At 64.8% G+C, this 21,381-nt stretch carries 19 protein-coding genes and 3 pseudogenes; 10 read left to right on the forward strand and 12 right to left on the reverse strand.

Going from position 1 to position 21,381, the window contains the following annotated elements:
• Positions 1-55: 55 nt before the first annotated feature.
• Together H276_RS0107125 and H276_RS0107130 are read right to left on the reverse strand one after the other, a co-directional pair.
• On the reverse strand, positions 56-871 hold the full coding sequence (locus tag H276_RS0107125) for an LLM class F420-dependent oxidoreductase (protein WP_019970612.1): 816 nt from the start codon (positions 869-871) through the stop codon (positions 56-58).
• A gap of 54 nt (positions 872-925) precedes the next feature.
• Positions 926-2,155, reverse strand: a complete 1,230-nt coding sequence (locus tag H276_RS0107130) for an Nramp family divalent metal transporter (RefSeq protein ID WP_019970613.1) — start codon at positions 2,153-2,155, stop codon at positions 926-928.
• Positions 2,156-2,696: 541 nt separating this feature from the next.
• Here H276_RS0107130 and H276_RS0107135 point away from each other — a divergent pair.
• Positions 2,697-3,167 carry a hypothetical protein gene (locus H276_RS0107135; protein ID WP_019970614.1) on the forward strand — a complete coding sequence of 157 codons (471 nt, stop codon included), beginning with the start codon at positions 2,697-2,699 and terminating at the stop codon, positions 3,165-3,167.
• A gap of 60 nt (positions 3,168-3,227) precedes the next feature.
• On the opposite strand, the gene H276_RS0107140 is transcribed toward H276_RS0107135, so the two are convergent.
• Genes H276_RS0107140 through H276_RS0107150 form a run of 3 tightly spaced genes read right to left on the reverse strand, consistent with a single transcriptional unit; the run spans position 3,228 to position 6,485 of the window.
• Positions 3,228-4,130 carry a Ku protein gene (locus H276_RS0107140; RefSeq protein ID WP_019970615.1) on the reverse strand — a complete coding sequence of 301 codons (903 nt, stop codon included), beginning with the start codon at positions 4,128-4,130 and terminating at the stop codon, positions 3,228-3,230.
• A gap of 22 nt (positions 4,131-4,152) precedes the next feature.
• Positions 4,153-5,067 carry a carbohydrate kinase gene (locus H276_RS0107145; protein WP_019970616.1) on the reverse strand — a complete coding sequence of 305 codons (915 nt, stop codon included), beginning with the start codon at positions 5,065-5,067 and terminating at the stop codon, positions 4,153-4,155.
• A complete protein-coding gene (locus H276_RS0107150; RefSeq protein ID WP_019970617.1) occupies positions 5,064-6,485 on the reverse strand; it encodes a mannitol dehydrogenase family protein in 1,422 nt (473 codons plus the stop codon). The genes H276_RS0107145 and H276_RS0107150 overlap by 4 nt, the downstream gene beginning before the upstream one ends.
• Before the next feature lie 66 nt (positions 6,486-6,551).
• Between H276_RS0107150 and H276_RS0107155 the strand changes: the two genes are divergently transcribed.
• Genes H276_RS0107155 through H276_RS0107180 form a run of 6 tightly spaced genes read left to right on the forward strand, consistent with a single transcriptional unit; the run spans position 6,552 to position 14,049 of the window.
• Entirely contained in the window at positions 6,552-7,481 is a 930-nt protein-coding gene (locus H276_RS0107155) for a sugar-binding transcriptional regulator (RefSeq protein ID WP_019970618.1), read from the forward strand.
• Between the two features lie 7 nt (positions 7,482-7,488).
• A complete protein-coding gene (locus H276_RS0107160; RefSeq protein ID WP_019970619.1) occupies positions 7,489-8,832 on the forward strand; it encodes a sugar ABC transporter substrate-binding protein in 1,344 nt (447 codons plus the stop codon).
• A complete protein-coding gene (locus H276_RS0107165) occupies positions 8,829-9,800 on the forward strand; it encodes a carbohydrate ABC transporter permease (protein WP_019970620.1) in 972 nt (323 codons plus the stop codon). Before H276_RS0107160 ends, H276_RS0107165 begins: the two co-directional genes overlap by 4 nt.
• The gene (locus H276_RS0107170; protein WP_019970621.1) at positions 9,800-10,666 is read left to right on the forward strand and encodes a carbohydrate ABC transporter permease; all 867 of its coding nucleotides are present in this window, start codon (positions 9,800-9,802) and stop codon (positions 10,664-10,666) included. The genes H276_RS0107165 and H276_RS0107170 overlap by 1 nt, the downstream gene beginning before the upstream one ends.
• A gap of 26 nt (positions 10,667-10,692) precedes the next feature.
• Positions 10,693-11,772 (forward strand): ABC transporter ATP-binding protein, encoded by a 1,080-nt coding sequence (locus H276_RS0107175; RefSeq protein ID WP_019970622.1) that lies wholly within the window; start codon positions 10,693-10,695, stop codon positions 11,770-11,772.
• A 9-nt stretch (positions 11,773-11,781) separates the two neighbouring features.
• Positions 11,782-14,049 (forward strand): ATP-dependent DNA ligase, encoded by a 2,268-nt coding sequence (locus H276_RS0107180; protein ID WP_019970623.1) that lies wholly within the window; start codon positions 11,782-11,784, stop codon positions 14,047-14,049.
• Between the two features lie 206 nt (positions 14,050-14,255).
• Here the strand turns inward: H276_RS0107180 and H276_RS24530 are convergent, their stop codons facing one another.
• Positions 14,256-14,615 (reverse strand): hypothetical protein, encoded by a 360-nt coding sequence (locus H276_RS24530; protein WP_155942983.1) that lies wholly within the window; start codon positions 14,613-14,615, stop codon positions 14,256-14,258.
• 25 nt (positions 14,616-14,640) lie between these two features.
• Here H276_RS24530 and H276_RS25230 point away from each other — a divergent pair.
• Positions 14,641-14,890: pseudogene (locus H276_RS25230) on the forward strand (hypothetical protein); the annotation flags it as partial.
• A gap of 44 nt (positions 14,891-14,934) precedes the next feature.
• On the opposite strand, the gene rnhA reads toward H276_RS25230, so the two are convergent.
• Entirely contained in the window at positions 14,935-15,399 is a 465-nt protein-coding gene (gene rnhA / locus H276_RS0107195) for a ribonuclease HI (RefSeq protein WP_019970626.1), read from the reverse strand.
• A gap of 151 nt (positions 15,400-15,550) precedes the next feature.
• Between rnhA and H276_RS0107200 the strand changes: the two genes are divergently transcribed.
• Positions 15,551-15,943, forward strand: coding sequence for a DUF5709 domain-containing protein (locus H276_RS0107200; RefSeq protein ID WP_019970627.1), 393 nt, complete (start codon positions 15,551-15,553; stop codon positions 15,941-15,943).
• Here the strand turns inward: H276_RS0107200 and H276_RS0107205 are convergent.
• The gene (locus H276_RS0107205; protein ID WP_019970628.1) at positions 15,930-17,153 is read right to left on the reverse strand and encodes an MFS transporter; all 1,224 of its coding nucleotides are present in this window, start codon (positions 17,151-17,153) and stop codon (positions 15,930-15,932) included. The two genes, H276_RS0107200 and H276_RS0107205, sit on opposite strands and share 14 nt — an antisense overlap.
• Before the next feature lie 304 nt (positions 17,154-17,457).
• Here H276_RS0107205 and H276_RS0107210 point away from each other — a divergent pair, with 304 nt between their 5' ends.
• Positions 17,458-18,171, forward strand: a complete 714-nt coding sequence (locus tag H276_RS0107210) for a GAF and ANTAR domain-containing protein (protein ID WP_026356685.1) — start codon at positions 17,458-17,460, stop codon at positions 18,169-18,171.
• 66 nt (positions 18,172-18,237) lie between these two features.
• On the opposite strand, the pseudogene H276_RS25635 reads toward H276_RS0107210, so the two are convergent.
• From H276_RS25635 to H276_RS0107225, 4 genes and pseudogenes are all read right to left on the reverse strand, one after another.
• Positions 18,238-18,321: pseudogene (locus H276_RS25635) on the reverse strand (protein-glutamate O-methyltransferase CheR); the annotation flags it as partial.
• 24 nt (positions 18,322-18,345) lie between these two features.
• Positions 18,346-19,086, reverse strand: a complete 741-nt coding sequence (locus H276_RS0107215; protein ID WP_019970630.1) for an STAS domain-containing protein — start codon at positions 19,084-19,086, stop codon at positions 18,346-18,348.
• A gap of 13 nt (positions 19,087-19,099) precedes the next feature.
• Positions 19,100-20,030 (reverse strand): annotated as a pseudogene (locus H276_RS24535) (chemotaxis protein CheB).
• Between the two features lie 101 nt (positions 20,031-20,131).
• Entirely contained in the window at positions 20,132-21,376 is a 1,245-nt protein-coding gene (locus H276_RS0107225) for a diiron oxygenase (protein ID WP_019970632.1), read from the reverse strand.
• Positions 21,377-21,381: the final 5 nt, after the last annotated feature.

Raw genomic sequence — 21,381 nt, forward strand, 5'->3', positions numbered from 1 at the left:
CTCGCGGTCCTGTCGCTGGGCGCGCTGGTATACGGCTTCCGTCGGCGCGCCGAACTCACCTCAGCACGGCGATGACCTTCGCGAACTGTTCGGTGTGGTTGGGCGGCCCGATGAAGTAGCTGACGCCGTAGGTCTCGCGCAGCTCACGCAGTCGGTCGGCGATCGCGGTGATCGATCCGGACAGCACACCCGGGTGCCGCAGCAGCTGCTCATCGGTGAGATCGGGCAGGAATCGGCGGGGGACGGTCAGATCGGGCTGCTCCGATCCGGCCGTGGGCATGGCGGTGATCGCGATGTTGAGTTCCAGGTCGTCGAAGCGTGGTCCTGCCGCGTTGCGCAGGAATGTGATTCGTTCCTTGAGGGGGTCTCCGTCGACATGGGAACCACCTGTCAGGCCGATGATGTCGGCGGTCTCGGCGGCGACCGTCAGCAACCGGTCGCCGTTGCCGGCGATGAGAATTGGCACATCGGGCACATGCTCGGACACATACGTCGTCATATGTCGCAGGTAGTCGATGCGTTCCCGGGCGCTGGGAAATGGCAACTCGGCAGCCTCGAATTCCTCGCGGACATATCCGGCACCGAACCCGGCATCGAACCGCCCACCGGACAGATCGCGCAGCGCCTCGATGTCGCGGGCCAGCAATGCCGGCTTGTAGAAGCAGGCGTTGAACACGAAGGTGCCCAGCCGCAGTTTGCTCGTCGCGTTGGCGGCGGTCATCAAGGTGGGGAACGGCGCGGGCGCACCCAGGTGGTCGGGCACATTCAGAATGTCGAAGCCCTGATCCTCGGCGCGGCGGGCGAAATCGGCGACTTGGGCGTGGGTTTTCGCGGTGCGTAGGCCGACGCCAAAGCGGAAGTTGCGGGTCACAGGCGCGAGGGTAGCCGCCAATTCCGCGCCGTAGGCGAACTACGCGTGCGGTATTCAGCCTGTGACGGTGAGGTAGATCAGGACCACGTTCAGTGCCGTAATGGTTGCCGCAACCACCCAGCCCAGTGCGGTGGTCACTCGGTGGTTGGCGTCCTCGCCCATGAGTGTCCTGCTGCTGGTGAAGCGGACCAGCGGGATCAGCGCGAACGGTATCCCGAACGACAGCACCACCTGTGAAAGCACCAGCGTGCGGCTGGGGTCGACGCCGATGGCCAGCACGGCCAGTGCGGGGACGAGCGTGATCAGCCGCCGCAGGAGCAGCGGATAACTGCGTCGCAGCAGGCCGTGCATGATCATCGAACCCGCATAAGCTCCGACCGATGTCGAGGCGAGGCCAGAGGCGAGCAGCCCGATCGCGAACAGCAGCGCGACCGTCGGGCCCAGCGCGTCCTGGACTGCGGCATGGGCGCCCTCGATCGAATCGGTGTCGTTGCGTCCCTGCAGGTTGGTCGCGGCGACCAACAGCATGGCGAGGTTCACCGCGCCGGCCACCACCATGGCCAGTCCGACGTCGAACCGGGTCATGCGCAGCAGCAGGCGCCGGCGTTCACCGGCCTCGGGGTGTCCGTGCCGGTCGCGGGCCAAGCCGGAGTGCAGGTAGACGGCGTGAGGCATGACCGTCGCACCCAGCATTGCAGTGGCCAGCAGGAGACTGTCGACGCCGTGGAAGCGCGGGATCAGCCCGTCGGCGACCGCCTCCGGCGGAGGCGTTTCGACGAACAGGCTGGTCAGAAATCCGATCGCGATGATCAGCAGCATGCCGGTGATGACCCGCTCGAACATCCGCTGTCCGCGTCGGTCCTGCACCGCCAGGAGAAGCAGGGACACCATGCCGGTGACCACACCGCCGATCAGAAGCGGCAGCTTGAACAGCAGTTGCAGGGCGATCGCTCCACCCACGACCTCGGCGATATCGGTTGCCACGGCAACCAATTCGGCCTGTAGCCAGTAGCCGATCCGCCCGCGGTTATTGGTGTGGTCCGCGACGATCTCGGGCAGTGAGCGGCCGGTGACCAGTCCGAGTTTGGCCGACAGATACTGCACCAATGCGGCCATGACATTGGCCAGGACAATCACCCATACCAGCAGGAAGCCGAACTGCGACCCGGCGCTGATGTTGGCCGCGACATTGCCCGGGTCCACGTAGGCGATCGCGGCGACGAACGCCGGCCCCAGCAGCAACCAACTCGATCGTTTACGCGCCGTGGTGTTCTGCAGCAACAAGTAACCAGCTCCTGATCCGGTGATGCGAATACAAAAGTTAGGTTAACCGAAATCTGTCGGATGACACGATCCGACGCGCGTGGTCGTGATCACCGTGCCTGTCACCACACGATGGGGAAGCCGCCAAGGCCGATGCCCCAGCCCCAGCCCCAGCCTGGCGAGCCGCTTATCGGTGCCGGCGTGGTGACAATCTGGGTGCTGCCATTGGTTTGGCATAGCGTGGTGTTGGGCCCCGTGTTCGTACATTGCGGGGCCGCATCCGCTGGTGCGGCGGTCAGCATCGCAATGCTGACGCCCGTAGTTGCTAGAAGCGCTCCGAGGTATCGCGCATACCCGCTCATGACCTGCTCCGATCGGTGAGTCAAGGGTACGCCGCAGCAAGTGGCCGCGGCTAAGACGCACCCGGGCCGCCCAATGGGCTAGCGGATACAGGCCGAGCATGCCCCGCGATGAGGCCTATCTCGCCGAGCGGGCCAAACTACCGCCGGGCTGACGATTTCGGGCGCACAATTGAGGTGTTCGTCCGACCATGGGAGCCGCCATGAACGATCAGCCCTACGACCTTTTCGGTGATGTCTTTCGGCGGTATTTCAGACGTTCGGTCGATGTGTACCCGCACACCGGGCGGGCACTGGTCCATCGGCTGCTCACATCGACTGACGAGGTGCAGGACCGGTTGGCCGAAGCGCAACACGCAGCAGTGGTGTGGAGCAGGACAGAGGCAGGCCACGCCGACATCCACTCAGAGCTGTTCATGATCACCCAGTGCGGGCTGATGTATGCGGCCAGCTTCGACGCCGCCGGTCAGCGCATGTACTACCTGGCCACTCCTTCGGCATTGTTCGACGTGTTCGTCGACCAGATCGACGGTGCGGTGCCGCAGTCCGCAGCAGTGGTCGCGGTTGATCGGCGGTGCAGTCACGATCTCGCCGCAGCCCATCCGATGGACGCCGCATTGCGCCGGATCCTGGACGAGCACGAGGCGCTGCGGGTCGACGTCCTAGCTGCCTAGAGCTGATTAGCCTAGAGCTGATTAATCGCCCACCCGCGCCAGATCAGCCGGCCACCTTACTTACTTCTTCGGAGCGGCCTTTTTCGCTGGAGCCTTCTTGGCCGGAGCTTTTTTCGCGGGCACTTTCTTGGCGGGCTTGGCCTCCTCGTCGGAGTCCTTGTCCGAGCCATCACCCTTGCGGGCCTTAACCGAGGCTTCGAGTTTGGCGAGCAGGTCTGAGACGTCTTCGGTCTCGTCGAGTTCGGCGGGTTGCTCCTCGACCGAGAACGCCTCGCCGCCTTCGAGTTTCGCCTGCACCAGTTCGTAGAGCTCGGCCTGGTAGTCATCGCGGAACTGCTCCGGGTGAAAGTCGTCGGTCATCGACTGCACCACCTGGCCGGCCATCTTGAGTTCGGCCGGCTTGATCTCGACTTCTTTGTCCAGCACCGGGAAATCGGGATCGCGGATCTCGTCGGGCCACAGCAGCGTGTGGATCAGCATCACGTTGCGCTTGGAAAAATCCTTGACCCGCAACGCCGCGAGCCGGGTCTTGTTACGCAGCGAGAAGTGCACGATGGCCACGCGGTCGGTGTCGGCGAGCGTTCTGGCCAGCAGCACGTACGACTTGGACGACTTGGAGTCAGGCTCAAGGAAATAGCTCTTGTCGTACATCAGCGGATCGAGCTGATCGGCCGGAATGAACTCCACCACCTCGATCTCTCGGCTGCGCTCCTCGGGCAGGGTGGCGATGTCCTCGTCGGTGATCACCACCATCTGGCCGTCGTCGGATTCATAGGCCTTGTTGATGTCCCGGAACTCGACGACCTCGCCGCACACCTCGCATACCCGTTTGTATCGGATGCGCCCGTTGTCCTTGGCGTGCACCTGATGGAACTTGATGTCGTGGTCCTCGGTCGCGCTGTAGACCTTGACCGGCACGTTCACCAGGCCGAAGGCGATCGAACCCTTCCAGATGGATCGCATTTGCCCAGTATGGCGCACACCTCTAGCCGAAACGGCTCAACGCTTCGCGATCGGGCAGATCGGCGCCTGCCCGGGCGACCGTCCAGGCCGACGCCCGCGCGGCTCTGGAGACGGCCTCTTCCAGCGCGTCGCAGCTGATCGCGCGCAGGTCGCGGCGTTTGGCGGCGCCCAGCATTCTCTGCTCCCACAGGGCATCGATCAACCCGGCCATGAACGCGTCACCAGCCCCTACGGTGTCCACCACCTGGACCGGTCGTGCGGGCACCCGCACCATGCCCGCGGCGCACAACGCGAACGCGCCGTCCGAGCCCACGGTCACTGCGACGATCGAGGGCCCCATGGCCAGCCAGGTGCGCGCGAGCTGCTCGGGGGAGCTCCGCTTGTCGATCCAACGCAGATCCTCATCGCTGACCTTGACGATGTCGGCGTGTTCCACGAGGCGTTCGATACGGCCACGGGCCGCGTCCTCGTCGGTGATCAACATCGGACGCACATTCGGATCGAATGTGATGGTGGCCGAGAGATGGTAGGCATCGAGCAGCGCTGCGACCGCCCGGCATCCGGGCTCGAGCACTGCGGCGATGGACCCGGTGTGCGCCACCAGCGGCGGACCCACCTCAGGTGTGCCGGAGAGTTGCCACTCCAGGTCGAAGGTGTAGCGCGGCGAGCCGTTCTTCAAGGTGACTTGCGCCGTCGGAGTGCGTTTCGCCGTCATGCTGCCCGAAACAAGTGACACCCCTACGGCTTTGGCATAGTCGGCAATGTGCCTGCCGTGCACGTCGTCGGCGATGTGGGTGAGGAAGTCGACGTCACGACCCAGCCTCGCCAGGCCGAGCGCCACGTTGAACGGGCTGCCGCCGACGTGTTCGCTGGTGATGGCGCCGCCCCGCTTGACGATATCGACCAGTGCCTCACCGATGACCAATGCCCGGTTCATGATCGCAGTGCCTCCAGGGTGGCCCGGGCGCCGACGTGATGTAGGGAATCCAGCGCCCAGAGGTAGGCCTCGACAAACCGGGGTTGGGTTGCGAGATCACCGAACAGGGCGGTGTTCTCGATGAACGCTGTTGGGTGTTCGCGTTGGGACTGAGCCATCGGCACGAGCGTATCGGCCAGCGCGTCCTGTACCTCGATCGGTTCGCCCTGCTCGTCGACGCCCTCGGCGTAGCGTGCCCAACTCGCCACAACGGCCGCTGACAGCCGGATCGGCGCGCCGGTCTTGAGGTTTTCCCGGATCACAGGCAGCAGCCACTTCGGGATCCGGTCCGAAGAGCCGAAGCACAGCCGCACGATGGTGTCGCGCACGCCCGGGTTGGCGAAGCGCTCGATCAGCGTGCGTTTGTAGTCGGCCAGATCGATACCTGGGACCGGTTCGAGGGTTGGGGTGGCCTCGGAATCCATGTAATCCAGCAGGAATTCGGCGAAGAGCGGGTCGGCCGCGGCGTCGTGCACCAGGCGGTAGCCGGCCAGATAGCCGAAGTAGCACAACGCTTGATGGGCGGCGTTGAGCAGTCGCAGCTTCATCAGCTCGTATGGCGTCACGTCATCGACCATCAGTACGCCCGCCTCCTCCAACGGCGGCCGGCCGTCGGAGAACGAATCCTCCAGCACCCAGGACGTGAACGGTTCGGCCACCACCGGCCACTGGTCGTCGATGCCGAACTCGGAGTGCACTGTCTCGATGACCTCCGGGGTGGTGGCCGGGGTGATGCGGTCCACCATCGAGTTCGGGAACCGCGTGTGGGTGTTGATCCATTCGCCCAGGCCTGGATGAGCACGCTCGGCGTAGGTGATGAACGCTTGGCGCGCCACGTCACCGTTGCCCTCGATGTTGTCGCACGACACGATGGTCGGTGAGGCGATACCGCGGTCGCGGCGTAGCGCCAGCGCGTCAGTCACCAAGCCGAAGACGTTGACCTGGTCCGGGGATACGGCGTTGAGGTTGTAGCCGCCCTCGGTGATCGTCAGCGAGATGATCCGGGTGGATGGGCTGGCCAGGAGTTCCACAACACCTTCGGGATCGTCGGGGGCATATCGGTAGTCGATGATGGAACCGATCACCCGCGCCTCCCGGGTGCCATCGGGGTGCACCAGCATCAGGGTATAGAGCCCATCCTGAGCAGCCATCACATTGGCCATCTTTCGATCTGACGGCAGTACCCCGACGCCGCAGATACCCCATTCGGCGGCCAGACCGCGTTCCAGCAGACGATCGATATACATCGCTTGATGCGCGCGATGGAAACCGCCGACACCGAAATGCACGATGCCGACCTGGACCTCGTTGCGGTGGTAGCTGGGGCGCGCCGCGGTGGGCGGCTGCGCGGCGGGTGTTGTGTGCGTCACATTTGTCATGTTAGCGTGATGAGCATCTACTCGCACCCGTGAGCATGTGCTCACACTACCGGGAGGTGAGGTCCAATGGCCGCACCGACGCCAGAGGATCTGCGACTTGCCCTGCGTGCGGCCACGTTGTACTACCTCGACGGCCTCACCCAGGCACAGATCGCGGCTCGGCTGGGAGTCTCCCGCCCGACCGCGGGGCGGTTGGTGGCCAAGGCCAAGGCCAACGGGCTGGTGCGGGTAGAGGTGGTGGTGCCACCCGGCATCGGTGACGACCTGCACGCCGATGAAGAACGCGAACTCGAACGTCGGTTCGGCCTCACCGAGGCGGTCGTGGCCAGCAACGCCGGGCGCGCGGGCGCCGCGCTGTTGATGCGCCGAATTGGGGCCGACGACGTGCTGGGCTTCACCTGGGGACCCGAGCAGGTCAGTGTCGCGACAGCGTTGGTGCCCGGAGTGGCAAGCTGCCGCGCCGTGGTTCAGCTCGACGGCGCCATGTCCACGGCCGCCTACCAGACCGGTATTGAACAGATCCTGACCCGGTGCGCGGACACCCTGCGCGGCGAGACCTTCCGGCTCCCCGCACCTCTGTACGCCGACCCGGCCACTGTGATCTCGATGCGGGGGGATTCGGTCATCTCCCGCACTTTGGATGCCGGCCGACGCGCCGACACCATGCTGTTCGGGGTCGGCGCAGTGTCGACCTCGACCACGTTGTTCGAAGGCAGCTTCCTGGACATCCGGATGCTCGACGAACTGGTCAGTCAAGGTGCCGTCGGCGAGATCGGCGGCCGTTTCTTCAACGCCCATGGTGAGCCCGTCCACCACGAACTTCAGCAACGCGCGATGTCGGTGCCGCTGGAAGACATCCGCACCTGCGAGAAGACCATTCTGGTGTCCGGCGGCGCCGGTAAGTACCAGGCCGTACTCGGAGCCCTGCGCGGCAAGTTGGCCCGGCTCCTGGTATGCGATATCGATTGCGCCCGTTGGCTGTTGGCGCAGAAATGAGGTTGCCATGAGATTCGCAAGGAAGTTGGCCGCGGTCGTCGCGGCGGCCGGCCTGGCCCTGACGGCCGGTTGTGCCGGGGCCGGCTCGCTCGGCGCCACCGATCAGACCGTGACGATCGCGATGGTGTCGAACTCCCAGATGACCGACGCCCGCTCGCTGGCGAACCGGTTCGAGGCCGCCAACCCCGACATCAAGCTACGGTTCGTCACGCTGTCGGAGAACCAGGCCCGCGCCAAGATCACCGCGTCCACCGCGATGGGCGGCGGCGAGTTCGACGTCGTGATGATCAGCAACTACGAGGCTCCGCAATGGGCCGAAAACGGCTGGCTGGTCAACCTTTCCGACTACGCACGCAATACGCCGGGCTATGACGAGAACGACTTCATCCCGTCGCTGCGCGAATCACTGTCGTATAAGGGCAACATGTACGCGGTGCCGTTCTACGGCGAATCCTCGTTCCTGATGTACCGCAAGGACCTGTTCGAGCAGGCCGGCATCGAGATGCCGCACAACCCGACCTGGCAGCAGGTCGCCGATGCCGCGGCCAAACTTGACGGTCCGGACATGGTGGGCATCTGCCTGCGCGGCAAGCCCGGCTGGGGTGAGGTGCTGGCCCCGCTGGACACCGTGATCAACACCTTCGGTGGGCGCTGGTACGACGAGAAATGGAACGCCCAGCTCACCAGCCCCGAGGTCGAGAAGGCAGTCGACTTCTACGTCAACCTCGTCCGCAACCACGGTGAACCCGGCGCGGCGACAAGCGGTTTCGGTGAGTGCGCGACGCAGTTCGCCCAGGGCCGGGCCGCGATGTGGTACGACGCGACGTCGGCGGTGTCGGTGCTGGAGGATCCCGCATCGTCGAAGGTGGTCGGCAAGGTCGGCTACGCGATGGCGCCGACGGTCGAGAAGCCCAACTCCGGCTGGCTCTACACCTGGGCGCTGGGAATCCCCAAGAGCAGCGACAAGCCGGACGCCGCATGGAGATTCATCTCCTGGATGACCGACCAGAACTACATCAAGCTGGTCGGCGAGCAGCTGGGGTGGGCGCGGGTACCACCGGGAAGTCGGCTGTCGACCTATCAGATTCCCCAATATAAAGAAGCGGCAAAGGCGTTCGGTCAGGTGACGCTCGACTCGATCGAGGGTGCCACCCCCGCCAAGCCCACCGTGCAGCCGGTGCCCTACACGGGCGTGCAATTCCTGGCCATCCCGGAATTCCAGGACCTCGGAACCCGGGTCAGCCAGCAGATCAGCGCGGCGATCGCCGGGCAGAAGTCCGTCTCCGACGCGCTGGAACAGTCGCAGAAGTACGCAGAAGTCGTCGGCGAGACCTATCAGGAGAAGCCATGACAACCAGTCAGTTACCGGCCGCAGCCGATGCGCTGACCGAGGCCGAGCACGTCGCACGGATCAAACAGAAGCAGGATCCCGGGTTTTCGCGCGCTGAGGGTTGGCGCCGCCGCGGGCCTCTGCTGCCGGCGCTGATCTTCATGATCGTCGTCACCCAGATTCCGTTTCTGTTCACGCTGTACTACTCGACGCTGTCGTGGAACCTGGTGCGGCCCGGGTCCCGGCATTTCGTCGGGCTGCAGAACTACCTCGACGTCATCAGAGACGGCACGTTCTGGCAGGTCGCGATCAACACCGTATGGATCATCGCTGCGACCGTGCTGATCTCGGTGGTACTCGGGCTGATCCTGGCGCTGTTGCTCGACCGGGTCTTCCTGGGCCGTGGCGTGGTGCGCACGCTGCTGATCACCCCGTTCCTCGTGACACCCGTTGCGGGGGCGTTGATGTGGAAGACCGCGATGCTCGACCCGGTGTTCGGCATCATCAACTGGGTGCTGTCCCCGCTGGGGCTCAAACACGTCGACTGGGTCAGCCAGTTCCCGCTGACCTCGATCATCATCGCCCTGGTGTGGCAGTGGACCCCGTTCATGATGCTGCTGATCCTGGCGGGCCTGCAGTCGATGCCGCGCGACATCCTCGAAGCGGGCCGGGTCGACGGTGCCGGCGCGTTCCAGCTGTTCCGTGAGCTGACGCTGCCGCACCTGCGCCGGTTCATCGAGTTGGGCACCGTGCTCGGCGCGATCTACCTGGTCAACACCTTCGACGCGATCTACATGATGACCCAGGGCGGGCCGGGTACCGCGAGCGCGAACCTGCCGTTCTACATCTACCAGCGTGCCTTCCTGGGCTTCGACATCGGCCAGGCGGCAGCGATGGGCGTCGTGGTCGTGATCTTCACGATGATCATCGCGAGCTTCGCACTGCGGCTGATCTTCAAATCGTTCACGGGCAAGGAGGAGGCGGCCTGATGAGTACCGTCACGACGAACGCGACACACGAGAAGGCTGCGAGCCCGGCAAAGGTCAAGCGGCGCAAGTTCGATCCGTGGGGCGTGGTGGCCTGGATCGTTGGCCTGGGCTTCTTCTTCCCGGTGTTCTGGATGGTGCTGACCGCCTTCAAACAAGAGGTCGACGCCTACACCACCACCCCGAAGCTCTTCTTCGTCCCCACCCTCGACGAGTTCAAGGCCGTCTTCGCCAACGGCGTCGGCACCAGCCTGCTCAACTCGCTCTATGCCACCACGGTGTCGACGGTCCTCGTTCTGGCGCTGGGTATTCCGGCGGCGTTCGCGCTCTCCCTCAAACCGGTGCGCAAGACCCAGGACGCGCTGTTCTTCTTCATGAGCACCAAGATGCTGCCGATCGTCGCGGCGATCATCCCGCTGTACGTCATCGTCTCGAACATCGGCCTGCTGGACAACATCTGGGCCCTGATCATCTTGTACACCTCGATGAACCTGCCGATCGCGGTGTGGATGATGCGGTCGTTCTTCCTCGAGGTGCCCGGCGAACTCCTGGAGGCCGCGAGCCTCGACGGCGCCAGCACCTGGCGTTCGGTGCGGGAGGTGATCCTGCCGCTGGTGTCACCCGGGATCGCGGCCACGGCGCTGATCTGCGTCATCTTCGCCTGGAACGAATTCTTCTTCGCGGTGAATCTCACTGCGGTGCAAGCCCAGACCATGCCGGTGTTCCTCGTCGGCTTCATCGCGGGTGAGGGCCTGTACTGGGCCAAGCTGTGCGCGGCGGCGACGATGGCCGCGCTTCCGGTGGTTCTCGCGGGCTGGATCGCGCAGAACAAACTGGTCCGTGGACTGTCCTTCGGCGCGATCAAGTAAACGGAAAGTCAAAACAGGAGTTTCTCATGGCTGCAATCACCTACCGCAACGCCTCGTGCATCTACGAGGGCTCGGACAAGCTCGCGGTCGACTCGCTCAACCTCGACATCGCCGACGGCGAATTCGTGGTGCTGGTCGGCCCGTCCGGATCCGGCAAGAGCACCGCGCTGCGGATGCTGGCCGGGCTCGAGGACATCGACGAAGGCGCCATCGAGATCGGTGGCAAGGACATGACCGGGGTACCGTCCAAGGACCGCGACATCGCGATGGTGTTCCAGAACTACGCGCTGTACCCGACCAAGACCGTCGCCGAGAACATGGGCTTCGCGCTCAAACTGCGGGGTGTACCTGCTGACGAGCGGCGCCGCAAGGTCGAGGAAGCCGCGAAACTGCTTGACCTGGAGCAGTTCCTGGACCGCAGGCCCGCCAAGCTGTCCGGCGGTCAGCGCCAGCGCGTCGCCATGGGGCGCGCCATCGTGCGCGAGCCGCAGGTGTTCTGCATGGACGAGCCTTTGAGCAACCTCGACGCGAAGCTGCGCGTGCAGACCCGCACCCAGATCGCCGCACTGCAGCGTCGGCTGGGCACCACCACCGTGTATGTCACCCACGATCAAGTCGAAGCCATGACCATGGGGGACCGAGTCGCGGTGCTGCGCAACGGAAAGCTGCAGCAGTTCGCTGCTCCGTCAGAGCTGTACGACAAGCCGGTCAACGAATTCGTCGCCGGTTTCATCGGATCGCCCGCGATGAACCTCGTCAAGCTGCCCGTCGTCACCGACGGCGTCCGGGTCGGGGAGAACTCGACGCTGGAGCTGGAACGCGAGCAGCTCACCCGGTTGAACGGGTTGTCCGAGGTCACCATCGGTATCCGACCCGAACAACTGGAGATCGTCGACGCCGGCGGCGTGGAGGTGGTTGTCGACCTGGTCGAGGACCTCGGTAGCGAGGCCTACGTCTACACCCACGCCGGTTCGGGTTCGGGTGTGGAGCTGGTGGCCCGGTGCAATCCGCGGACCGCACCCAAGCTGGCCGAGACGGTGCGGCTGCGCAAGCATCCCGACGGTGTCGTGCACCTGTTCCACCCGGAGACGGGTGCACGCATCTAGCCTGGCGTCATGGAGCGCTACGAGCGGGTTCGGCTGACGAATCCCGACAAGGTGCTCTATCCCGCCACCGGTACCATCAAAGCCGAGGTTTTCGACTACTACCTCAGCATCGCCGAGGTCATGCTGCCGCACATCGCCGGCCGCCCGGTGACTCGCAAACGCTGGCCCAACGGGGTTGCCGAGCCGTCGTTCTTCGAGAAACAGCTCGCGTCGTCGGCCCCGGACTGGCTGGCGCGCGGCACCATCGTGCACAAATCAGGGATCACGACCTACCCGATCATCGACACCCGCGAGGGGCTGGCCTGGATCGCGCAGCAGGCCGCGCTGGAAGTGCATGTGCCGCAATGGCGATTCGTCGAGGGGCAGGTCGGACCGGCGACGCGGATCGTATTCGATCTGGACCCCGGTGAGGGTGTCACGATGCACCAGATGTGCGAGGTGGCGCAAGCGGTGCGTGAGTTGATGGGCGATATCGGCCTGACGACGTACCCGTTGACCAGCGGCAGCAAGGGGCTGCACCTGTATGTGCCGCTGGCCGAACCCGTCAGCTCCCACGGTGCATCGGTGCTCGCCCGGCGGGTGGCCCAGCAGCTGGAACATGCCAGGCCCGAGTTGGTGACGGCGACCATGACCAAGAGCCTGCGGGCCGGCAAGGTGTTCCTGGACTGGAGCCAGAACAGTGCGGCCAAAACCACCATCGCGCCGTATTCCCTGCGGGGCCGGGAGTTCCCGACCGTCGCTGCGCCGCGGACGTGGGACGAGATCGCCGACCCGAAGTTGCACCACCTACGGTTCGACGAAGTGTTGCAACGGGTTTCCGAACTCGGGGATCTGCTGGCGGGGTTGGACGAGGACGCACCAGTTGCCGACAAGCTGACGACCTACCGCAGCATGCGCGATGCCGCCAAGACACCCGAGCCCGTACCCAAAGGTATTGCCGCGACGGGTAACAACGACCGGTTCGTGATTCAGGAACACCATGCGCGGCGCCTGCACTACGACTTGCGGCTCGAACACGACGGCGTTCTGGTGAGCTGGGCTGTCCCCAAGAATCTGCCCGAGACCACCTCGGTGAATCACCTTGCAGTGCATACCGAAGACCACCCGCTGGAGTACCTGAACTTTCACGGCACGATCCCGAAAGGGGAGTACGGCGCGGGCAACATGATCATCTGGGACGCGGGAACGTATGAGGCCGAGAAGTTCCGGGTGCCCGCTGATTCTGAAGCCCCTGACGCCAAAAACGGTGAGGTGATCTTCACCCTGCGGGGCAGACGTATCGAAGGCCGGTACGCGCTCATCCAGACCGAGGGCAAGAACTGGCTCGCGCACCGGATGAAAGATCAGCCGCGGGTACAGCTCCAGGATTTCGCCCCGATGCTGGCCACCGAAGGCTCCGTCGACAAACTCAAGCAATCCCAGTGGGCCTTCGAAGGCAAATGGGATGGCTACCGTCTGTTGGTGGATGCCGACCACGGGCACCTGCAGCTCCGGTCGCGCAGTGGACGCGACGTCACGGGTGAGTATCCGCAATTGCAGGCGCTGGCAGCCGATCTCGCCGACCATCACGTGATTCTCGACGGCGAGGTCGTGGCCCTCGACGACACCGGGGTGCCGAGTTTTGCTGCGATGCAGAATCGGGTGCGATCCACGCGGATCGAGTTCTGGGCCTTCGACATTCTGCTGCTCGACGGCAGATCGCTGTTGCGCGTGAAATACAGTGACCGCCGACGGCTGCTGGAGGCGTTGGCTGCCGGTGGTGGGCTCATCGTGCCGCCGCTGCTGCCCGGTGACGGGCCGGAAGCCATGAACCATGCCCGGGAGCAGCGGTTCGAAGGGGTGGTTGCCAAGAAGCGCGACGCCACCTATCAACCGGGTCGACGGTCGGCTTCATGGATCAAGGACAAAATCTGGAATACCCAGGAAGTGGTGATCGGCGGCTGGCGCCAAGGCGAGGGCGGGCGCACCAGCGGTATCGGCGCCCTCATGCTCGGCATTCCAGCCGAAGGCGGGCTGCAGTTCGCCGGCCGGGTCGGTACCGGATTCACCGAGAACGATCTGGCCAAGCTGAAAAAACTGCTGGCCCCGTTGCACACCGACGAATCACCTTTCAACGCACCACTTCCCACGCTCGATGCCCGGGGCGTGACATTCGTGCGCCCAGAATTGGTCGGGGAGGTCCGCTACAGCGAACGGACGTCCGACAATCGGCTACGCCAGCCGAGCTGGCGCGGTTTGCGTCCGGACAAGACGCCGCAAGAGGTCGTGTGGGAGTGATCCCGTGCTGCGTCACAACCCGGCAAGCGAGTAACAATCACAACCGTGCGGGCGTCCGGGTTGTAGCGGTCCGGATTTGTCGGACCCTTCTGTGATGATCTCATCGAGGCCGGTCAGGACGTCGTCCATGTTCGTGATCGTGGATTGGGCAGTGCGACCGATGATGTGGTCCTCGCGTTGGCAGCAGCCGAGGGGCCGCGTGTTGGTCAGCGCCGATACAGATTTCGGCACTTTGCTGGCTCGGTCCGGCGCGACGGCACCGTCGATTGTCCTGATACGGCGTGCCGTCGGTCGACGAGCCGCTGAACAGGGCCGGTCTGCTCATCGACAACCTTGCCGTCGTCCAGGACGACCTCATGCAGGGTGCAATCGTAGTGCTCGGCGAGCAGACGATACGCATTCGTCGCCTCCCGATCTAGGAACAACGACAGCGAGTAAGTTTCCCGGCTTGTCACCAAGCCGAGGGCACTGCGCCGCCCGAGCAAATCCGCGTCCAACGTGCACACACTGCGATTTTCTTTGTGGTTTTTCGCACTGGGTGCACGCTCGGTGAGCCAGTCCGTCATGGGGGTAGATTCCCGACTTGCGACAAACCTGGTGTTGCTCTGTCCGCACCACCATCGGGCACACCACCGCGGCGACATCACCCTCACCGGACCCGCGCACCGGCTCACTGTCACCGACAGTAACGGTCGAGCACTGCACGGCGGGTCGCTGGCCCGTCCACCCACCACACCCCCACCCGACGTCCCACCCTGCCCCGGACCCACCTGGCGAATACGCCGACTGGTGGTGGTACACACCCTTCCAACCCCAACCACCTCCACCGTCGACGAACTAGGCGTTATCCCGGGGCACCGTGAATTCGCTGACGGTCGCAAACCGTCAGCGAACGGTGGCCAGGGCCACAGCTTCTTCCAGTCCTCGGGTTGCCAGTTCGTCGGCCAACTCGTTGTCGGCGATACCCGCATGCCCCTTCACCCAGAACCACTCGACCTGGTGCCGCGCGCAGGCGGCCTGCAGCCGCTGCCAGAGGTCGACGTTCTTCACGGGCTGCTTCGCGGCGGTCATCCAGCCGTTGCGTTCCCAGCTGAGCACCCACTTGGTGATGCCGTTCCGTACATAGGTGCTGTCGGTGTGGAGGTGCACAACCACGGGCCTGGTGAGCGCCTCGAGTGCCATGATGGGCGCCGTCAGCTCCATCCTGTTGTTGCTGGTGACTCCGGAATCCCCGCCGAACATTTCGCGAACGCGCGTGCCGTGCCGCAACACTGCACCCCAGCCACCCGGACCAGGGTTCGGTCGGCATCCGCCGTCGGTGTAGATGACCACGACATCGTCGGTCGTCACTTTTCCAGCGCCTGGCCGATCATCCGCCAAGAATAGGCAGTGCGGCAGTCGGTGCTGCACCGACGCGCCGACCTCGCCGCGGGTTCCAGGCGCTTCTCAGCTAGCGTGGCGCCCACCACCGGGAAGCGCGAACTGTGACATCGTTTGATGCATGAGTAGGCGCGACGACGGCGCTGATGAATACAGCGTCGATGACGATGACCAGTTGACTCAGGAGGACGCCCTGATAAACCGGGGCGTAGACGATCTGCTCGACGAGGGCTACACGCCTCCGGACCGCTGGCGGGAACCCCGCGACCACGAGAGCCTCGATGAGCTGCTGGCCGAGGAGGAACCCGACCCGGCGATGCAGCTCGACGATGACGACTATCCCGACGAGCAGGCCGGCGATGACGAAGTCGGGGACCGTCGGTCTGGCCGCCTCGTCGCGCCCAATGCAGGCTTCGGTGAGGATGACGAGGCGGAGCTGCTCGGCAGTGACGTCGGCATCGATGGTGGCGCGGCCTCTGCGGAAGAGGCAGCGGTCCACATCATCGAGGAATAAGGCTGCGGCGCTGCAGTGCCACCGACGCGGTGAGCACAAGCAGGCCGCCGACCGCCAGGATCGCACCCGCAGCGGCGGGAGCGGTGTAGCCGTAGCCCGCCGCGATGACCAGACCGCCGACCCAGGCACCGGTGGCATTGCCGACGTTGAGGGCGGAGTGGTTGAGTGCCGCGGCGAGCGTCTGCGCGTCGTGGGCCACGTCCATCAACCGCGTCTGCAACGCCGGTCCCACTGCGGAGCCGGACGCGCCGATCCCGAACAGCGCCAGCAGCGCGGTCCATGGGTTGTGCGCGGCCGCCACGAACACCGTCAGCAACACCCCGAGAGCGCCGAGGGACAGGTAGAGCGCGCGAACCACCGACGTGTCGGCCAACCGGCCGCCGACCAGGTTGCCGACCACCATGCCGAGGCCGAACACCATGAGCGCCACCGGAACCAGGGTGCGTGACAGCCCCGCCACATCGGTCATCGTGGTGCTGATGTAGGTGTACACGGCGAACATCCCGCCGAATCCGATCATGCCGATCAGCACAGCCAGCCAGACCTGGGGCCGGCGCAGCGCACCGAGCTCGGTCAGTGGGCTGGTGACGTGCATGGTGCGCAGATGGTCGGGTAGCCAGAACCACAGCGCGGCCAGCGTGACCATCCCGATGGCGACCACCAGGCCGAACGCGCTGCGCCAACCCAGCGCCTGGCCGAGCCAGGAGGCAATCGGTACACCGAGCACCGTGGCGATGGTCAAGCCGGACAGCACGTGGGCGACTGCCTTGGCCCGGTTCTGCGGGCCCATCAGGTGAGCAGCGGCCAGGGCGGCGATACCGAAGAACGCGCCGTGCGGCAGGCCTGCGACGAAGCGGGCTGCGACCAGTGTCGGGTACGACGGCGCCACCATGCTGGCCAGATTGCCAAGCGTGAACACGGTGATCAGGCCGAGCAGCAGCGCCTTACGCGGCAGCCGCGCGGTGACGGCCGCGATGACCGGTGCACCCACGACAACGCCGAGAGCGTATGCAGAGATGACGTGACCGGCGGTGGGTTCGGTGATCCCGAAGCTCGACGCGATATCGGGCAGCAGTCCCATGGCCACGAACTCGGTGGTGCCGATGCCGAAACCACCGAGTGCGAGGGCGACCACGGCAAGCCGGCGCACGGTGGGGTCGGTTGCGACGACGGACACGGGCGCCGACGGGCGGTTGAGGGAAGTCGTCATGCGAGGCGGTTCTCCGGTAGGACGGCGCACAGGAGCTCTCGGGCAGCATCGGCGAGAACGGCGGCTACAACGCTAACCGGGCTTCTGATGTTCCATCAACTTACTTTGCATTTTGAATGCGAAAGTGAGCGAAGTTACGCTCGGCGGGAATCGGTCATCGCCTCGGCATAAGTGCACCGTATGCCTATATACGAGAACCTATTCTAGAAGTCGCGCGGGTCGCCCGTTGAGGGTGAAGGACTACGATTGGCCTGACTGCCTCTTGCGACGCTCCCGTCGCTCGCGGGGGATGGGAGCGAATTCCATGACAGATACCCCACATGCGGTTATTGCCTTGCAGATCAGTGAGCTGATCCGCGATATCCAGCAGTCTCCGCCCGCCGAAGTCGACGCCGTCCTGGGTGAGCTCACCGAGAGTGGCGTCAGCTATATCCCGGCCGCTCAGCACGCCGGCATCACCATCGCATCGCGTGACGGCAAGCTGCACACCGCCGCAGCGACCAGCGAATATCCAGCCCTTCTGGACAAGTTTCAGCAACTATCCGGTGAGGGGCCGTGCCTAAGTGCAGCGTGGGAGCAGCACATCATCAAGATCGATGACATCGAGACAGAGCAGCGCTGGCCCGCCTACTGTCGGGATACGCGTGAGGAAACACCGATCCGCTCGATTATGGCCTTTCAGCTCTATGCCGACCACCAGACGATGGGCGCATTGAATTTCTATTCCGAGCGCGCATATGCCTTCGATGTCGAGGCCGTCGAATCCGGTCTGATCGTCGCCACCCACGCCGCCCTTGCGTGGAACCTGCTCCGTCGGGATGAACAGTTCCGCAGCGCGTTGGCCTCTCGCGACATCATCGGTCAGGCGAAAGGCATGCTGATGGAACGCTTCAAGATCGACGCGGTCCAGGCCTTTCAGGTGCTCAAACGGTTGTCCCAGAATTCCAACACCCCTCTCGTCGACGTTGCGCAGGAGATCGTGACTGCAGATCGCGCGACCGATGTCGCCGACCGTTAACGGCGACCCTGATTCGAGTTTTCCTGCCCCGCCGGTTGACGGCTTTGACGAGCGTTCGAGGCCGGTGACGTCCGTGCGCACGAACTCCCAGGCCTCCGGGTCCTGAAAGAACGACGTGACATTGATCAAGATCGTGTTGAACACCGTCGTCAGGGTGGTGAACACTACCCGCGGTTACAGCGAATTCTCGGGACCAAGCACGGCCCATACGGTCTTGCCTGCTGGTGACGGCGTGTTGCCCCACGCACGGGCCAACGCGGCGAGCACTGCGAGTCCCGAGACCGTGTCGCCGCCGCGGCAGGGATCCTCATGCCGAACCGCCGGGGCCCGGCTGTCGTCGGCGACCGCGATGGTGACGGCGTCGCCCCGGCTTTCGACTATGAGTCGCGGGGCACTGAGGGTGTGCTCCAGGACGTTCTCGACCAGAACTTCGACCACGATGGCGGCCACCGGAACAAGGTCGATTTGCGACCAGTTCGTCAACCACTCGGCGACCAGCTGCCGCGACCGACGCAAGCTGGAATGCACCGCTGGCAACTGAACGCAGGCTCGCCGACGCTGTGGCCCGATACCGTCGGACTGGAGCGCCGAGCATATCGATTCGGCGGTGGCATACAGCGGAACGTATCGGGTGATGCCGTTTCTCTTGATGGCCCTGCGACCGGCAGCGTGCCCACACACCAAGATCACCGGCACGTCCGGCCAGACGCTGACGTGCCAGCGCGCGCTGGTGAACACCGACCAGGCGGACTCGGCGGCAACCTGCAGCTCGGTGACGTCGACGATAACGGACATCGGCTCGTCCAACGCCGTCTTTATGACAGCGTCGCGCAGTTCTCGATACGTCGTACGGTCCAGGACGCCGTCGACGCTGAGTAGCTGGCTGTTGCCCCACGCACGTGTCGACACGGCCATCGGGCTGTGCGAGCTAGCCACCGCCGTGCTCCAGGTGCGGGATTGACGCCGACAGTCGCTCGCTGAGCACCGAGACGGCGTGCTCGGCCTCGTCGGCGACCTCGTGGTACCGGTCGGCCAGCTGGCCGGGTCCCGTCTGCTCCACGAGGTGCCGGGAGAGCTTCGCCTTCTCCTGCAGGCTGCGCAGTGCGATCCACAGCGCGCTCTGCATTTCCCCATTGCGGGCCTGCAAAAGGGCTTCGGCCGTCCAGCCGTGGCCGACGCGACTCTCGGTGTCGAAGTCGGTCGAAAACGGTTTCGCCATCGCAATTCTGTTCTCCAGCTCCATGGAGTTGTCGCGTTCCATCTCGCGCTCCTCGATAACCCGCCCGGTGAGCTGTTTGATGAGACCGCTCATATCAGCCGCATCGGCTTGATGATCGATCACACCCGCTTCGACGGCGTTGGCCGGCATCGAAGGGAACAAAGCGTCGGTCGGAGTTTGTGCGATTGTGGTGCCGCCCTTGGACTGGATGGCTGCAGAGCCGAGGACGCCGTCGTCGAGCACGCCCGAAAGCAGTACACCGATCACGCGCGGCCCGAAGGCAAAGTGCTGCGGACCGGAACAGCGCGTTGGTCGCCGGCCGATGTCCGTTCTCGGTTGGTTCTTCGGCCAGCACCGTCTGATGGTCATAGACCAGCAGGTGGCGATTCGGTGCGGCAACGTAAATGGCACCGGGCTCCCGTGCGGTGCCGGTCAATGCCGTCGCCGCAGGCAGCGATCCGGCGCGATCGAGAACCTTGGCCAACACACTCGGCGCGTCGGCAGGCATGTGCAGGACCCCCAGAATGGCGTAGGAGAGGTCCGGTGTCAGGCTGGCCACCAACAAACGGGTTAACGGCTCCACGCCGCCGGCAGATGCGCCGACCGCGACCACTCCTGTTGCCCTGTCTGTGTCTGTCATAGCGCAGCCTTTGTGCGTGTGTACCCAAACTACGCCGGGGCGACGCGTCGTGACACGACAGGATTTTCAGGTGCGCACCACGCGTGTCAGGAACGCTGCATTTACTCGACGACGGTGATCTCCACGTTCGGCAGGCTGAACGGCGGCATGCCGACACCGGCAATCGAGTAGGTGCCCTGTGCGGTGTGTTCGGTGATCCGGGCGTCCACGCACCGGGTGTCGATCGTCAGCCGGACCGGACCGGGGGCAACGGCTGGTGCATCGAGAATCGTTCCACGCCAATGGTATCGGCCGTCGATCGGGTCCACGTGTCCGGTCAGACGCACATGCACAGGATGCTCGCCGTCGGCGATCTGCAGTGTTGCCGCGCCGTCGTATACGTCGTCGTCGGCTTCGACGGTCGAGCTCGGGGATGTCGTGATGCCACGCACCATGGTGGCGGGCAGGAACCCGGTGCGGCGCCACAGCCGTCGGGCGATCGGGCCCATCAACCCGACTTCCTCCAGAAAGGCGGCCAACGGGGCAAACCCGGCGATCTGGGTCTCGTGCCGGTGTGCGCTGGCCCGCGCCATCTTGCGGGCCGCGCGGGCATCGAGGCCGACCCGGCGGTATTGCACCTTGTTGGTGAACAGGAAGCGGAAGAACAGCCCGCCCACCCCGTTGAGATTGCCGACCCACACGCGGGTGATCCAGGGCATCGTCGGAGTGCGCTTGCGCAGCCCGTCGCGGGCGAACTGGATGTGGCGGGCCTCCTCGGTGACGTGAATTCGCATGAGGCGCTGGATTATTGGCTGCAATTCCGGATCGTCCATCATTTGCCGCTGCAGGGAGTCGAAGATCTCTTCGCCGATCAGAGCGGCCACCCACAGCAAGGAACCGCGGAACGCGAACGGCAGCGCGTTGATGATCATCCGCTGGTACAGCCGCGGCCGGACGGGCTTGGCGCCCACCTTCTCGATCGCCCTGCCGAACATCACCATGTGCCGCGTCTCGTCGCCCAACTCGGTGAGCTCGTAGTGGGTGGCGCGGGCGGTGGGGTCCTGATGCATGATCTTGTGCAGCAGCGCCTGGTTGAGGATGTTCTCGAACCAGATGCCGGCCGAGAGTGTGTTGACCAGCTCCTGACGTGACAGTTCGATCTGCTCGGCGCGGGACATGCGCTCCCACAACGGGGTTCCATACAGGGACACCGTCTTCGGAGGCAGGTAATACTTGTCGGGCTCCAGGGGTGCATCCCAGTCGATGTCGACGACGGGCGCATAGGACTTGCGCACCGAGCCCTTGAGCAGGCGCTCGGAGAACTCCTCACGTGTGGCGGCGTTGGCCGCCCTGACCGAAGTTGTCACCGTGG

Origin of the sequence: Mycobacterium sp. 141 (assembly GCF_000382405.1) — a bacterium.
GTDB lineage: Bacteria > Actinomycetota > Actinomycetes > Mycobacteriales > Mycobacteriaceae > Mycobacterium.